This window comes from Chitinophaga sedimenti (assembly GCF_023156195.1).
GTDB lineage: Bacteria > Bacteroidota > Bacteroidia > Chitinophagales > Chitinophagaceae > Chitinophaga > Chitinophaga sedimenti.
Genome location: NZ_JAKUKA010000001.1, coordinates 2,852,290 through 2,865,528 on the forward strand (window position 1 = coordinate 2,852,290; position 13,239 = coordinate 2,865,528).

At 51.4% G+C, this 13,239-nt stretch carries 14 protein-coding genes; 9 read left to right on the forward strand and 5 right to left on the reverse strand.

The genetic code is table 11. The features are described 5' to 3' along the window. Positions 1–29: 29 nt before the first annotated feature. The 6 genes from MKQ70_RS16235 to MKQ70_RS16260 all read left to right on the forward strand — a co-directional run bounded on the left by MKQ70_RS16235 (position 30) and on the right by MKQ70_RS16260 (position 4,303). A complete protein-coding gene (locus MKQ70_RS16235) occupies positions 30–473 on the forward strand; it encodes a TonB-dependent receptor (RefSeq protein WP_248072498.1) in 444 nt (147 codons plus the stop codon). A gap of 47 nt (positions 474–520) precedes the next feature. Further along, entirely contained in the window at positions 521–2,176 is a 1,656-nt protein-coding gene (locus MKQ70_RS16240; RefSeq protein WP_248072499.1) for a TonB-dependent receptor, read from the forward strand. Between the two features lie 27 nt (positions 2,177–2,203). After that, positions 2,204–2,566, forward strand: a complete 363-nt coding sequence (locus MKQ70_RS16245; protein ID WP_282457374.1) for a DUF4625 domain-containing protein — start codon at positions 2,204–2,206, stop codon at positions 2,564–2,566. Positions 2,567–2,575: 9 nt separating this feature from the next. Further along, positions 2,576–3,043, forward strand: coding sequence for a DUF4625 domain-containing protein (locus MKQ70_RS16250; protein ID WP_248072501.1), 468 nt, complete (start codon positions 2,576–2,578; stop codon positions 3,041–3,043). A gap of 19 nt (positions 3,044–3,062) precedes the next feature. Beyond that, entirely contained in the window at positions 3,063–3,713 is a 651-nt protein-coding gene (locus MKQ70_RS16255) for a hypothetical protein (RefSeq protein WP_248072502.1), read from the forward strand. Positions 3,714–3,865: 152 nt separating this feature from the next. Continuing rightward, positions 3,866–4,303 (forward strand): hypothetical protein, encoded by a 438-nt coding sequence (locus MKQ70_RS16260; protein ID WP_248072504.1) that lies wholly within the window; start codon positions 3,866–3,868, stop codon positions 4,301–4,303. Positions 4,304–4,339: 36 nt separating this feature from the next. Here the strand turns inward: MKQ70_RS16260 and MKQ70_RS16265 are convergent, their stop codons facing one another. After that, positions 4,340–4,822, reverse strand: a complete 483-nt coding sequence (locus MKQ70_RS16265; protein WP_248072506.1) for an acyl-CoA thioesterase — start codon at positions 4,820–4,822, stop codon at positions 4,340–4,342. Positions 4,823–5,009: 187 nt separating this feature from the next. On the opposite strand from MKQ70_RS16265, the gene MKQ70_RS16270 reads away from it, so the two are divergent. From MKQ70_RS16270 to MKQ70_RS16280, 3 genes are all read left to right on the forward strand, one after another. Next, on the forward strand, positions 5,010–6,287 hold the full coding sequence (locus MKQ70_RS16270) for a DEAD/DEAH box helicase (RefSeq protein WP_248072507.1): 1,278 nt from the start codon (positions 5,010–5,012) through the stop codon (positions 6,285–6,287). A 125-nt stretch (positions 6,288–6,412) separates the two neighbouring features. Next, positions 6,413–7,261, forward strand: a complete 849-nt coding sequence (locus MKQ70_RS16275; RefSeq protein ID WP_248072509.1) for a sugar phosphate isomerase/epimerase family protein — start codon at positions 6,413–6,415, stop codon at positions 7,259–7,261. Positions 7,262–7,314: 53 nt separating this feature from the next. Then, a complete protein-coding gene (locus tag MKQ70_RS16280) occupies positions 7,315–7,557 on the forward strand; it encodes a hypothetical protein (protein ID WP_248072511.1) in 243 nt (80 codons plus the stop codon). 20 nt (positions 7,558–7,577) lie between these two features. Here the strand turns inward: MKQ70_RS16280 and msrC are convergent, their stop codons facing one another. The 4 genes from msrC to MKQ70_RS16295 form a co-directional block, all read right to left on the reverse strand. After that, on the reverse strand, positions 7,578–8,030 hold the full coding sequence (msrC, locus tag MKQ70_RS16285; protein ID WP_248072513.1) for a free L-methionine (R)-S-oxide reductase MsrC: 453 nt from the start codon (positions 8,028–8,030) through the stop codon (positions 7,578–7,580). Between the two features lie 80 nt (positions 8,031–8,110). Continuing rightward, entirely contained in the window at positions 8,111–9,238 is a 1,128-nt protein-coding gene (locus tag MKQ70_RS16290) for a SusD/RagB family nutrient-binding outer membrane lipoprotein (protein WP_308199046.1), read from the reverse strand. Then, positions 9,196–9,711, reverse strand: coding sequence for a SusD/RagB family nutrient-binding outer membrane lipoprotein (locus MKQ70_RS38625; protein ID WP_282456558.1), 516 nt, complete (start codon positions 9,709–9,711; stop codon positions 9,196–9,198). Before MKQ70_RS38625 ends, MKQ70_RS16290 begins: the two co-directional genes overlap by 43 nt. 18 nt (positions 9,712–9,729) lie before the next feature. Then, positions 9,730–13,137: a SusC/RagA family TonB-linked outer membrane protein gene (locus tag MKQ70_RS16295; RefSeq protein WP_248072515.1), complete on the reverse strand. Its 3,408-nt coding sequence runs from the start codon at positions 13,135–13,137 to the stop codon at positions 9,730–9,732. Between the last annotated feature and the right edge of the window lie 102 nt (positions 13,138–13,239).

The following is a 13,239-nucleotide window of genomic DNA, read 5'->3' on the forward strand; positions in this document are numbered from 1 at the left end:
CAATGCGCCCCTGCGCGTTCATTTCTGTAATGAAGAAAGAAGTAATCTTTTGCCTCGGCCTGTTGCCGTTTGGTAACGCTATTGCACAAACGAAAGACACGATTCAGCTCAACACTGTAAAGGTGCAGGACAACCGTGCCGAACAACGGAAACGCAACACCGCGCTGTCCGTCGAAACGGTGAACAATGCCTTTATCATGAAGCACCTCGGCGGTAGCTTAATGCAGTCGCTCGACCGGCTGCCCGGTGTTAAAACGATTGGTATAGGCTCGGGGCAATCCAAGCCACTGGTCAGGGGTTTGGGCTTTAACCGGGTGGTAGTAACAGATAAAGGTGTAAAACATGAAGGCCAGCAGTGGGGCGCCGACCACGGACTGGAAATGGACCAGCTTGCCGTGGGTGAGGTAACCCTCGTAAAAGGCGCCGCTTCTTTTTATATGGCTCCGACGCCATCGCCGGTGCTATTGATGTAAGACCATCCACGCCGCCCGCGCCGCATACTGCTGGCGGATCGGTAACAATGTCAGGCAAATCGAACAATCATTTATTAGGTGGATCGGCCAATCTGTACGGGCGAAAAGACCACTGGTTCGCCGATGCGCGGGTAACGTACCAAAGCTATGGCGACTACAAGGTTCCAGCCGACACGGTATACATTTATGACTATGCCGCCAGCTTACCGGGCAACCGTTTACGCAACACCGCTGGCCGCGAAACCGCGCTGCACCTGCAAACCGGCTACCTAGGCAACAAGTTTCGCAACATCGTACACCTCAGCCATCTTTTTAATAAAAGTGGCTTCTTCTTCGCCAATGCACACGGACTTGAACCACGCCGTGTAGATGAGGGCCTGCACGATGCCTCTTCGCGCGATATACAACTGCCGCGCCAGCAGGTACACCATTTTAAAGTAATTAATCAAAGCATTTACCAGGCCGGGAAACAACGCTTCGAAATGGAACTGGGCTTTCAGTACAATGGTCGTAAGGAATACAGCCAGTATGTGAACCACGGTTACATGCCCGCGGTGTACCCCAAAGACATGCCCATCCCCTCTGACCTGGAGCGCCAGTTTGATAAAAAGGTGTATTCGTTAAATCTGCGCGATCATATACAACTCGGTAAACACGCACTGGTGGCCGGCGTTACCCTGGAGCACCAACAGAACGACATCAATGGCTGGAGCTTCCTGGTGCCGGGCTTTAAGCAACATGCCGCCGGCGTGTTCGTATACGATAAGTATTCCATCAACGACGCCTGGCAGCTGCATGGCGCGATCCGGTACGACCATGCGCAACTTCAAACGCTAACCTACAGCGATTGGTTTTACTCCGGCTCCGAAAAGTTAGTACGGGCGCATGCGATGGAACGCAACTTTAACAGCCTGGTATGGTCACTGGGATTAAACTACAATAGCGGCCATTACGCCTTTAAAACCAATATTGGCAAGAGCTTCCGCATGCCGATCGCTAAAGAGCTGGCGGCAAACGGGGTGAATTACCACTACTTCAGTTACGAACGCGGCAACCCGGATCTTAACCCGGAAACTTCTTACCAGTTTGACGTAGAAGCAGCATATGCGGATGAGCGTTGGGAACTGCGCATCAGCCCATTTTTCAACTACTTCCCTAATTACATCTACTTAAACCCCACTGCCGGTCACGATTATTACTACGGCGCAGGCAACCAGGTATTCGCGTATGCGCAAAGTCGTGTGATGCGTTATGGTACTGAGTTGCAGGCAAAGTATCAGATCATCAAACAACTGAGCGCGGAGGTGGTGGGCGAATACGTATATGCAAGGCAATTATCGGGCGACAAACAGGGATATACGTTACCGTTTTCGCCGCCGCCTGCCGCGTATGTAAATCTTACTTACAATCCCGTTATTGGAAAAGAAACCTATATCTCGGCCGACTATCACTTTGTGGGCAGTCAGCACCGGATCGTACCGCCGGAGCGAAAAACACCGGGGTATCGTGTAATGCGCCTGCAGGCCGGCACTACCTTATTTGCCCGCAGGCAAGCCATTGGTTTGAGTTTACAGGTACAAAACGTATTCAATACCCGCTACCTGGACCATACCAGTTTTTACCGGTTGATCGGCTTACCTGAACCCGGACGCAACCTGGTGTTATCCATTAAAGTTCCGTTTACATGCAACACATCTATATGAAAAAATTGATGACATTTTTACTACTCGCTGCGTTTTGGGCGGGCTGTAAAAAAAGACGACAAGCCGGTGAAGCCGGTGGCAACCAATGTGGAAATTGGTTTGAGGAATGAAAAGACAGGTTACATCGGCCAGGACTTTCACCTGAATGCAGACATTAAAGCGGTGACGAAGATTGATGAGGTATCGATTGAGATCCGCCAGCGGGACGGCATTTGGGTTTTTAAACAAACCTGGAACGAGTACAAAGGTTTGCGTAACACCAACGTACACAAACACTTTTACATTCCCACCGATGCTCCCGCCGGCGCTGCAGCATTCCTGCTCCGTGTAAGTGACGCAAACGGATCGCTGCTGGAAATGCAAACACCTTTCACCATCCGGGAAAAATAAGATCAACATATGAAAAAACTCCGTTTTCTCCCGCTGTTGTTAGCGGGACTGCTACCCGCATGCTCGAAAGACGATGCAGCCGCGGACACCACTTACCCGGAAATAGACATCAGCGCGGCCGATGCGTTCCCGGTGCAATGCAGTGTGCTCAAACGTGGCGAAAACTTCGATGTAAAAATGCTGCTGCGCGACAACCGCGAGCTTGGCTCCCTGAGCATCGACATCCACCACAACTTTGACCAGCACAGTCATAGTACGGAAGTAAACACCTGCAACAGCGACCCGGTCAAAATACCGGTAAACCCTTTTGTACTGATCAAAAGTTACCCGCTGCCGGCGGCCCAAACCAGCTACCGCGCCGAGATGCAGATCAGCGTGCCGCAGGACATCGATCCGGGTGACTACCATTTCTTAGTGCGCGTTACCGATAAAGCCGGCTGGCAAACGATCCGCGGCATCAGTATAAAAATTATTTAACACTTAAACTACACATACCATGTTTTCTAAAAACAACCTGAAACAACTCGGCGTGGCTGTATTAGCCGCGTCAACCCTCTTCGCCTGTAAAAAAGACGATCATGATCACGACCACGATCATGACGATGACGGCAAAGAATACCAGTTCGTGCGCATCCTCACCGCCGACCAGCACACCAATACGCTGACCCAGCTGGAACCTAACAGCGGCAAAACCACCAGCTTCGAAGCCAAGTATCCACTGGCCAACCTGTACCCAACGGCTTCCGGTCGTTATACGGCAGTGTTGTACGGCACACAAAATCTCGTGGAAGTATTCGACGGTGGTTTAACCCTGCACGACGACCATGTGGACGTTGCGAATCCTGCCCGTTGGAGCGCTATTACTGCTGCAGGTCTGAAACCCACGCACTTCAAAAGCAAAGGCACAGAGTCCCTGATTTTTAATGACGGCGATGGTACCCTAAGCGTAGGCGAAGAAGCAAACTTCAACACCGCGGGCGCCAAGTTCGGCGTGATCAACGCTGGACTGGTTGCCCATCACGGCGCTATGGCACAATTCAACAACGGCACCTACGCGGTAACTTCCGCTCCCGCCGCCGGCGCATCGCCCAACCGCGTACTGGTGATTAAAAAGATGGTACTACCGCCTATGCTTCTACCCTGCTGACCGGTAACATTCACGGTAACGCATCGGACGGACAAACGGCTGTATTTGGCGCATTTAAAGATGCCACTGCCACCAGCGGCGGCGTACTGGCCGTTTCACAATCGGGCGAGCAGGTATTTATCGATAACCCGGAAGGCTTTGGCGCAGCGCGTTTGGGCAGCATTTATTATGCTTCCGCAGCTAAGAAGTTTATTGGTTATTCCGCCGCTAAAGGTGCTTACGTGATAGATGTCGCGGGTCGTAAGATCACCGCGCTCTACACCGGTACCGATGCGTTCCAGTGTAAAGTAGATTACGCGGGTAAAAACCTGTTGCTGTTATCACTCGATGGTAAACTGAGAATTTACGACCTGGTCACCGGGGCGTTAAAGAAGGAAGGCGCTGTAATATCAGCGGTAGCATCGGCAGATACTTACAAACCGGTGTTGGAAGCCACGGCTAGATTCGCGTACATCGCAATGCCCGCGGCTGGTGAAATACTCCAGGTAGCACTGGCGGACTTTGCCCTTATCACCAAACACAAAGTATCGGCAAACCCGGTGAGGATGGCGTTGTTTGGTTTTGAAACAAGCGAAAGCCACCATGAGTAAAACGAAAAGGGCCGCGTTGTTGCGGCCCTTTTCGTTTTACTCCTCCCCTTTTTCGAGTTGGGCGAGTGTAGCTTCATTAATATCTTTCCGAAGTTCGGAAAGCCGCAGCGCGTAAGCCTGCAGTTTCTTTTCCTGTTCCGTTTGCGGGATCCAGGCCGGTACTTCCACCGTTTTACCGTTATCGTCCACCGCCGCAAATACGATTACGCAGTGGGTGGTCTTCGTTTCCTTCTTTGTTTTTGGGTTGATGGCACGGATATCGACCGCAATATGCATGCTGCTGCGGCCCGTGTAAATGATCCGCGCCTGCACCTCTACCATATCGCCGATGTGGATCGGGTTAATAAACCGGATGCCGCCAACATATACGGTTACACAATACTGGCTGCTCCAGTTCACTGCGCAGGTATACCCCGCCTGGTCGATCCACTTCATTACCGCACCCCCGTGCACTTTACCACCGAAGTTAACATCGGCTGGTTCGCTCAGGAAACGGAAGGTGACAATATTGCTTTGCATAAGGATATATTTTGATACAGGCCGGCAATATAGGCAGATAAAATAAAATCCCCTATCTTTGCACCGTTATTCTATATCCCTTCTTCGGAAGTCCTTTAAAATGATGTGTGGATATACAATCTAGCAAACCTTCTCTTTTCTAAAGCTTTGGATTGTTAGCATCATTTTAACATTTAAACTTAACAATTTGTCATTTGAACAATTAGGGCTGATAGCGCCCATTTTACGCGCACTCGAAACGCAGGGTTACGCTACGCCTACACCTATACAGGCACAAGCCATTCCGGTTGTGCTGGCTAAGAAAGATTTGCTGGCCTGTGCACAGACCGGCACCGGCAAAACAGCTGCCTTCTCATTGCCAATCATTCAATTGCTGTACAACGAGCGCCCGCAGGGGCCCCGCCGCATTCGTACGCTGATCCTTACGCCTACCCGCGAGCTGGCCATCCAGATCGCCGAAAACGTACGGGACTACAGCGCGCACACCGACCTGAAACACGCGGTGATATTCGGCGGCGTATCGGCTCACCAGCAAATACAGCAGCTGAGGCAGGGTATCGATATCCTGATCGCCACCCCTGGCCGCCTGCTCGACCTTTACCAGCAGGGCCACATCAACTTGCTGGGCATCCAGCAGTTCGTACTTGATGAAGCTGACCGCATGCTGGATATGGGCTTTATTCATGATGTAAAAAGGATCATCGTGAAATTGCCGGAAGTAAAACAAACCTTGTTCTTTTCCGCTACCATGCCGCCGGAAATCGCGCAGCTGGCCAATTCTATTCTGACCAAACCCGTGAGCGTGGCCGTAACCCCGGTTTCGTCCACCGCACAAAAGGTAGCGCAGAAGCTTTATTATGTTGATAAAACAGCGAAACGCTCCCTCCTGGTGCACGTGTTGAAAGATAATTCCATTGCCAGCGCCCCGGTGTTTACGCGTACCAAACATGGTGCGGACCGTGTAGCCAAGGAACTGAACAAATCGCAGATCAGCGCCAGCGCGATCCATGGCGATAAATCACAAAACGCCAGGCAACGCGCCCTGTCGGACTTTAAAGCCGGCAGCATCCGCGTATTGGTAGCCACTGACATTGCAGCCCGCGGTATTGACGTGGATAATCTCTCCCACGTGATCAACTACGAAATCCCTAACGTACCTGAAACATATGTACACCGCATTGGCCGTACCGGCCGCGCAGGCGCCAGCGGCATAGCCCTTTCATTTTGTGATGAAGAAGAACGCGCATATGTAAAGGACATTATCAAAGTAATTGCACAGCCTATTCCCATCGTGGAAGAACACCCTTTCCTGCCGAGCATGTCGCCGGTAGATTTGGCGCCCAGGCCCGCAGCACCCGTGCAGATGCGCCAGTCTTCCTCGCAGCAGGTAGCCGCGCGGAAAAAGAATAACGGCAACAACCGCAAGTGGCATGGCAACAGGCAACAACAGCACAAAAAAGGTTAATCATAACAACGCCCGGTGTAATGCCGGGCGTTTTGCATTAATGGATGCCGGTATTTATATATCTTTACCCTATCCGTTTTCAATTTGAAATCAATTTTTGTATGACGATATCGAGAAGAAGCTTTTTGACAACTACCGGCCTTGCCGCATCTGCATTATTACTCCCATCTCTGTCTTTTGCAGCCGCTCCTGAAAAGGTAGGCATCCAACTTTGGTCGCTGCGCGACCTCCTGCCATCAGATGTGAAAGGTACCCTGGCACAGGTGGCCAAAGCAGGTTTTAAGCAGGTGGAAACTTATGGCTATTCTATTAACGATAAATTCTGGGGACTGACGCCGAACGAACTAAAGGCGGTATTATCTGCCAATGGTCTCACTGCACCCAGCGGCCACTATGGCCTCGGATCCTTCCTGTTCGACGGCAACACCGACGAAGTGAAAGCCGCCATCGATGCCGCTAAAACACTCGGCAGCAGTTATGTGACCGTTCCGTACCTGGTAGACAGCATCCGCCAGAACGCAGACGACTACAAAAAGATCGCCGCGAAAATCAATATCGCTGCCGAACTGGCGGCCAAAGCAGGTTTACGCGTAGCTTATCATAACCATGATTTCGAATTCGAAAAGCATGGCGATGTAACGGGATACGACATCCTGCTGAAAGAAACCGACAAAAAACTGGTGGATTTTGAACTGGACCTATACTGGGCCGTACGCGCAGGTCTCGATCCGCTGCAGCTGTTCAAAGAGAACCCCGGGCGCTTTACCATGTGGCACGTAAAAGACATGGACAAAGCCAATCACGATTTAAACGCCGTTATCGGACAGGGTGCTATCGACTTCAAACCGATCTTTAAAGCTGCGAAGCTGTCGGGCATGAAGTACTTCTTCGTGGAGCATGAAAGCAATTACATTCCGAATCCAATAGACTCGGTGCGTTTGAGCTGCGCTTACATTAAAAAGAACCTGATCTAAGCAATATTTCCAGGGGCTGCGGGTACGCGGCCCTTTTCTTTAAAACTTCGTTTATGGCAGACTACATCCCCATTAACTGCGACTACTATGATATTCTGGAACACCTGGCCACCTTGCGCCAGCCCGCCGAAATCCAATACCGGCAGCCCGGCAGCGAGGCGCAAACGGTTACCGGTATTATTACCGACCTGCAGGCGCGGCAGGGCGTAGAATATTTATACCTCGACGAAAAGCTGGAGATCCGGCTCGACTGGCTGATTTCGGTGAACGGGCAGCCGGTGCCGGGCGTATGTTAACTACCACTCAATCCAGGACACTACCTCCTCGAGAAACCGCTGATCGGTTTCATCGAACGTATCCAGTCAACACTGTCTACATCCAGCACCCCCACTACCTCGCCATTGCGGATAACGGGGACTACAATTTCCGATTTGGACAGGCTGCTGCAGGCGATGTGCCCGGGGAAGGCCTCCACGTCCGGCACAATCAATGTTTTCGCCTCGGCCCAGCTCGTACCACATACACCTTTGCCCTTACGGATGCGCGTACAGGCTATCGGTCCCTGGAACGGGCCAAGTACCAGCTCACCGCCTTTTACGAGGTAAAATCCTACCCATAACCAGCCAAACTGCTCCTTTAACGCCGCCGTAATGTTCGCCAGGTTCGCCGTTTGGTCAGGCTCGCCGGTAATTAGTCCTTTGATTTGCGGGAGGAGCGATTGATACTGGCTCTCTTTGGAACCTTCTGAAATGCTTAGATCTTCTGCCATGCTTGCAAAGGTACGCCACAAAAAAGGGCCGGCAAAATGCCGGCCCCGTAGGACAAAACAACTCGGGAACAGAAGGTGTATTAAGGCATCAACCAGATTTTTGTGGTGTTGACATCTTTAGCATTCGTTTCCTTCTTCCAGTTTTCGTTATTGAAGTTGAATTCCTCCTGCGGATACACAAAACGGAGATAAGTACCGAAGTTCGCGGTGTAATACGCGGGGTTGTCGGCAGACATCGGCGTTTTGTCGCCGGAGCGGCGCTTGAGCGTCCAGGCATCCCAGGGCTGGCGGAACGCATCGATCCAGTACTGGGCATAGATCTGGCGCAGCGCCGTAGCGGGTGTGGCCAGGTTATAAGCTGTTTTTACGTTCGTGGTTACCGCAGTCACTTCGGCCGGGGTAGCAGCGGCAGCGGCAGGTTTGGCGACCGTCCATACAGACGAAGCAAAAGCGATTCCCTTCCACATGTTTAAAGAAGAAGTAATACCTGCATCATAGGCCGCTTTGGCCAAAGCCGGATTGGCAGCCGTACCGATCCCGCGGTTGTACGCTTCCGCTTTCAGGAAGTATACCTGCGCAGCGGTCAGCATTGGTTCGGGAATAGTAGTGATATCCTGCTCAAAGTAAAAATTGAAAGGTGAATACACATTGCCTGCGCCTTTGTCACCCCACACTTTTGTGCGTTTATCGTAATCATACGGCGCACCGCCTTCCGAGGTAGTACCGGTTACAGGGTTCTGTGGAAATGCCACCCACTGACCAGCATTATTCGGTTCGAAGAATACCCTGGCGCGCAAATCGAAGATGCCGCTGCCGTCAGTATTGTTATTATCCGACATCAGGTTCCACATGGTGGAGCCCATGCGCAGGTAACAGTTCGCGGAGAACGACCACTGGCGCCATTCAAACTTCAAACCCGGTATTTTAGCAGGCCACATACCTACATCTTCGCCCTGCACCAACAATGGTTTGGCCAGTGCCTCGGTAACATGCGTGGTGGCCAGCGCCTGGTTTTTATCATACATGGTGAGCGCTACCTGCAAGCGCAGGCTGTTCGCGAATTTCACCCACATCGCCACATCACCTTTAAACAGCATTTCATAAGCTCCCACAGAATATTGGTCCGCGCCGGTACTTAGATTATCCACCGCCCATTTCAGGTCGGTCAGCACGGCGGCGTAAATGTCCTCCTGCTTATCGTAAGGCACTTTATAAGCCGCTGCTTTTTGATCGCCGCATAACCCGCTTCCTTGTAAGGCATGCTGCCAAAGTAGTTGGTCATCTTGATGGTTTTGTACGCCATCACGGTTTTCAACATGGCGTACACGTTATTCATCGTGGCGGGATTCGCTTCCTTGCTGATCCTGTCTTCGATTAAACGGTAGTTGGACAATGCCGCATAGTAATTAGCCCACAGCCCGTTTATCGCATTCTCGTACGGATATGAGCCGGACGTGATCATGCCCTGTTGCGTAATGGGATAGATCCACGCGTTGAGCACCGATTGCTCGCCACCTTCCAGAGGCAGGGAACTGAGGATCGCGTTGAACACTTCGGGCGTAGAGGCGTCCGTGGCATCCAGCGGCGGCTTGTTGATATCCTCGAAATTCTTTTTACAGGAGGCTGTTGCCAGTAAACCGGCAAACAGGCAGATGTTCCTTATGTATATTAAGTATTTCATCGTCAAGTGTTTTTTGGGTTAGAGCCTGGCTTTGATGGAAAAACCGAAATCACGCATCGCGGGATATTGCGCCCACTGGATGCCCTGCGCGTTACCAATGCCGTTGATCGCTTCGGGGTTAAGGTTGTCCGGCAGTGACGAGTAAATGTAAAACAGGTTGCGGCCGATCAGGGAAACATCCAGTCCCTGGAAAATACCGGTGCGTTTTACGATTGACTGCGGCAGGCTGTAAGTGATATTCAGCTCGCGGAGTTTCGCCCATGAGTTTTCGAAGATGCCTTCGCTGCGCGGCATTTTCACATTCGACCAACCCTGTGATACGGCCGCGTATTTGTACATGTAATGCACCACGTCCGTATTCGGTTTGCCATCTTCAAAAACACCATCCAGTGTTACGCCATGATTAGCCGTTGTACCATCGGGGTAAGTGTAAGGCAAACCTCCACCGTTACGCTCTTTCAGCGTTCTGGGCGAAAGGCCCATACCGATAGCAGCGGCATAATCGGCAGAATAAATATCGCCACCCAGTTTAAAATCGGTCAGCACATACAGGCTCAATCCTTTGTAGTTGAAGGTATTGCTTAAACCGCCCGTCAGTTTGGGCGTAGCGTTTCCAATCGCCACCGGATCGTCTGTTGTTACATACTGCGTACCCACTACTTTGGTCGGATCGTTTTTATCCAACACTTTCTTTACTACGCGTTTACCATCTATGTGCGTATAGTCATAACCGTAAATAGTACCGTAGTTCTCTCCCACTTTCACGTACATCTGCACACCGTTGTTACCCCACAGGTCCTGTAGCAGGTATTTGTCGATGCCTTCTGCCAGCGACACCACTTTGTTGGTGTTATGCGCGCCGTTCAGGGTCAGGTTCCAGCGGAAGTCTTTGGTGGCCACCGGCGTTGCCCGCACAATAAACTCGACGCCTTTGTTGGACAGTTCGCCACTGTTGAAAGTGATGGCATTGGCCCCGGAAGACCATGCCAGTGAACCGCTCATGATCTGGCTGGTGGCTTTGGCAGCGTAATAGGTTACTTCCATGTTCAGGCGGTTCTTGAAGAAGCCTAACTCCAGGCCGGCTTCGATCGATTTATTACGCTGTGGCAACAACAGGTCGGCCGGCGGCAGGTTGGGCTGGTATCTTCTTACCGTAAGACCTCCAAACGTTGCAGGCGCCGTACCGTTGATGTAATTACTGATCACGGTGGAGTTATAAGTGTAGGTAGTCTGGTAAGGATTAGCACCGTTCGCACTTTCGGCAGCCGAGAACTTCAACTTACCAAAACTTAACCAGTTGGTTTCTTTCAGTCCCTGGATCGCTTCGGTAAACACGAAGCTCAGGCTCGCGGAGGGAAAGAAGTAGGACGAAGTCGCTACCGGCAGTGTGGAAGACCAGTCGTTACGGCCTGTTACCCGGAGGAACAGGTAGTCATTGTAAGAGAGGTCGAGTACGCCGAACAGGGAGTTGAGGTTGTAATTGGCCCATGCCTCTTTCGGCAGATCGAGGGTTCCTGTGGTGTTCGCCAGGTAGTATTTAAACGGTACGGCGAAAGAAGTTTTCTCCCCATTGTTCCAGGCGCTGTAGTTGTACATGCGGCTGCGCAAGGCACTGTTACCAACGAGGAAGCTGGCGTTCAGCCCCTTTACGATGTTGTCTTTATGCAGCGTGGTAAACAGTTCGAAGTTCACATCCTGGTTACGTACACTTTCTGTACCGTATTGTCCGCGCACGCCGAAAGCATCTATCGGCGAGTATTTACTTTCGATCTCGGTATTGTTGTAGTTCAGCGAGGTACGACCGGCTACGTTCAGCCAGGGGGTAACGTCGGCAGACAGCTTAACAGAGCCGAGGAGCTGGTTCCTTGTCAGGTCCTGGTTGTGTTCGAACAGGTTCCAGAAAAGATCTTTAAACGAGTTGTTGTTGTACGGATAAAATTTTAAAGGAGAGGTCTGATCAAAAATATTCTTGCTGCCGTCTGCATTCTTGTAAATATCCATCTCTATCGGCTGCCAGTCGCGCGACATACCATGGATCATGAATTTCGCCACACTGTTTTCGGAGCCAATGTCCGGTGTGTTGTGCCGGTTATAATTGGTATAGCTTACATTGATCTCCGCCTTCATTTTACGGGAAATATTCAGCACCGAACCGAGGTTCACGTTGTTCTGATCATAGTTGCTGTTGAGCGCTGTAGAACGATTATCGAGTCGTGTTAACCCCACGCGGATGGTACCAAAATCACCACCGCCGCTGAACGACAGGTTATGCGTTTGGGTATTACCGGTGCGGAAGAACGTTTTGCGGTTATCCGGTTGCGGCGACCACTTACGTTTAGAGCCATCCCACCAAACAAGCTCGGTGCCGTCGAGTTTATGTCCCCAGGAAGCGGCCGGCCCATACCAGCTGAAAATATCCCAGGTAGAATAACCGCCTGGAATGGCGCCCGCTGCCTGGTATTTATCCCCTGCAGGCTGCCCGTCCCACGGATAATTACCGGGGTAACGCTTTTCGCCGGTACCGGTAGTCGGAAACTCCGGAACAGCCGACCACATGGAATTGGAGCCACCGTATCCATATTCGTTCTGCACGTCCTGGAAGCGGTAAGCGTTGGTGAATAAAGCCGTGTAATTATAATCTACCCCAAGTCCCGGGCGTTTGGCGCCTTTTTTAGTCGTGATGAGAATAACACCGTTAGCACCCCTTGCACCATACAATGCTGCTGCCGTAGCGCCTTTCAATACGGTGATATCGTCTACCTCGTCGGGGTTGATGAAGTTCATGAACGAACCCCAGTCCTTCGGGTTTTCCAGGCTTGTACCGGCAGTTTGGGTGGTACCGCCCACGGGATCATTCTGCACCTGGATGCCATCCATTACGATCAGTGGCTGGTTATTACCGAGGATGCTGTTGTTACCGCGGATCACAATACGGCTCGACCCGCCCTGCACGCCGTTGTTAGGCGTAATATTAAGACCGGCGGATTTGCCCATCAGGCCCGAAGATATGTCTGGTGCACCCGCTTTGGTGATTTCCACGCTGCTGACCTTTTGCGCGGAATAACCGATGGCGCGGGCTTCGCGCTTAATACCCATCGCGGTGACTACAATTTCATTCATGGCCTGGGGTGGATTTAATACCAGGTTCAGACTATTGTCTGTACCGACCGTGGTTTCCCCGGGCGAATACCCGATATAACTCACCACGAGCACCGTTCCCGGCTTATCGACAGTAATCGTGTATTTACCATTTTCGTCCGCAATGGTGCCCGTTTGCGAGCCCTTAATTTGTACGGTAGCGAAAGGAACGGGATTGCCGTTCGTATCCCTGATAGTGCCCGTGATGGTGCGTTTCACCTGGGCATAGGAAAGGTTGCCTATGAGCAATAGGGATACTGCACATAAGAACAGTTTGTGTCTGATCATGTGTAAAGATTTTAGGTAGATAAAATGCTGTACGTAGCCGCAATGGCCCGTTACATGGGATTTATCCGTGCATTAAGGAAAGTTCGCCACGTGCGTAAATGG

Coding starts and splice junctions, on each gene's coding strand:
- MKQ70_RS16235 (WP_248072498.1), top strand. CDS start 30: ATGAAGAAAGAAGTAATCTTTTGCCTCGGCCTGTTGCCGTTTGGTAAC.
- MKQ70_RS16240 (WP_248072499.1), top strand. CDS start 521: ATGTCAGGCAAATCGAACAATCATTTATTAGGTGGATCGGCCAATCTG.
- MKQ70_RS16250 (WP_248072501.1), top strand. CDS start 2,576: ATGAAAAAACTCCGTTTTCTCCCGCTGTTGTTAGCGGGACTGCTACCC.
- MKQ70_RS16255 (WP_248072502.1), top strand. CDS start 3,063: ATGTTTTCTAAAAACAACCTGAAACAACTCGGCGTGGCTGTATTAGCC.
- MKQ70_RS16265 (WP_248072506.1), bottom strand. CDS start 4,822: ATGCAAAGCAATATTGTCACCTTCCGTTTCCTGAGCGAACCAGCCGAT.
- MKQ70_RS16280 (WP_248072511.1), top strand. CDS start 7,315: ATGGCAGACTACATCCCCATTAACTGCGACTACTATGATATTCTGGAA.
- msrC (WP_248072513.1), bottom strand. CDS start 8,030: ATGGCAGAAGATCTAAGCATTTCAGAAGGTTCCAAAGAGAGCCAGTAT.
- MKQ70_RS38625 (WP_282456558.1), bottom strand. CDS start 9,711: ATGAAATACTTAATATACATAAGGAACATCTGCCTGTTTGCCGGTTTA.
- MKQ70_RS16295 (WP_248072515.1), bottom strand. CDS start 13,137: ATGATCAGACACAAACTGTTCTTATGTGCAGTATCCCTATTGCTCATA.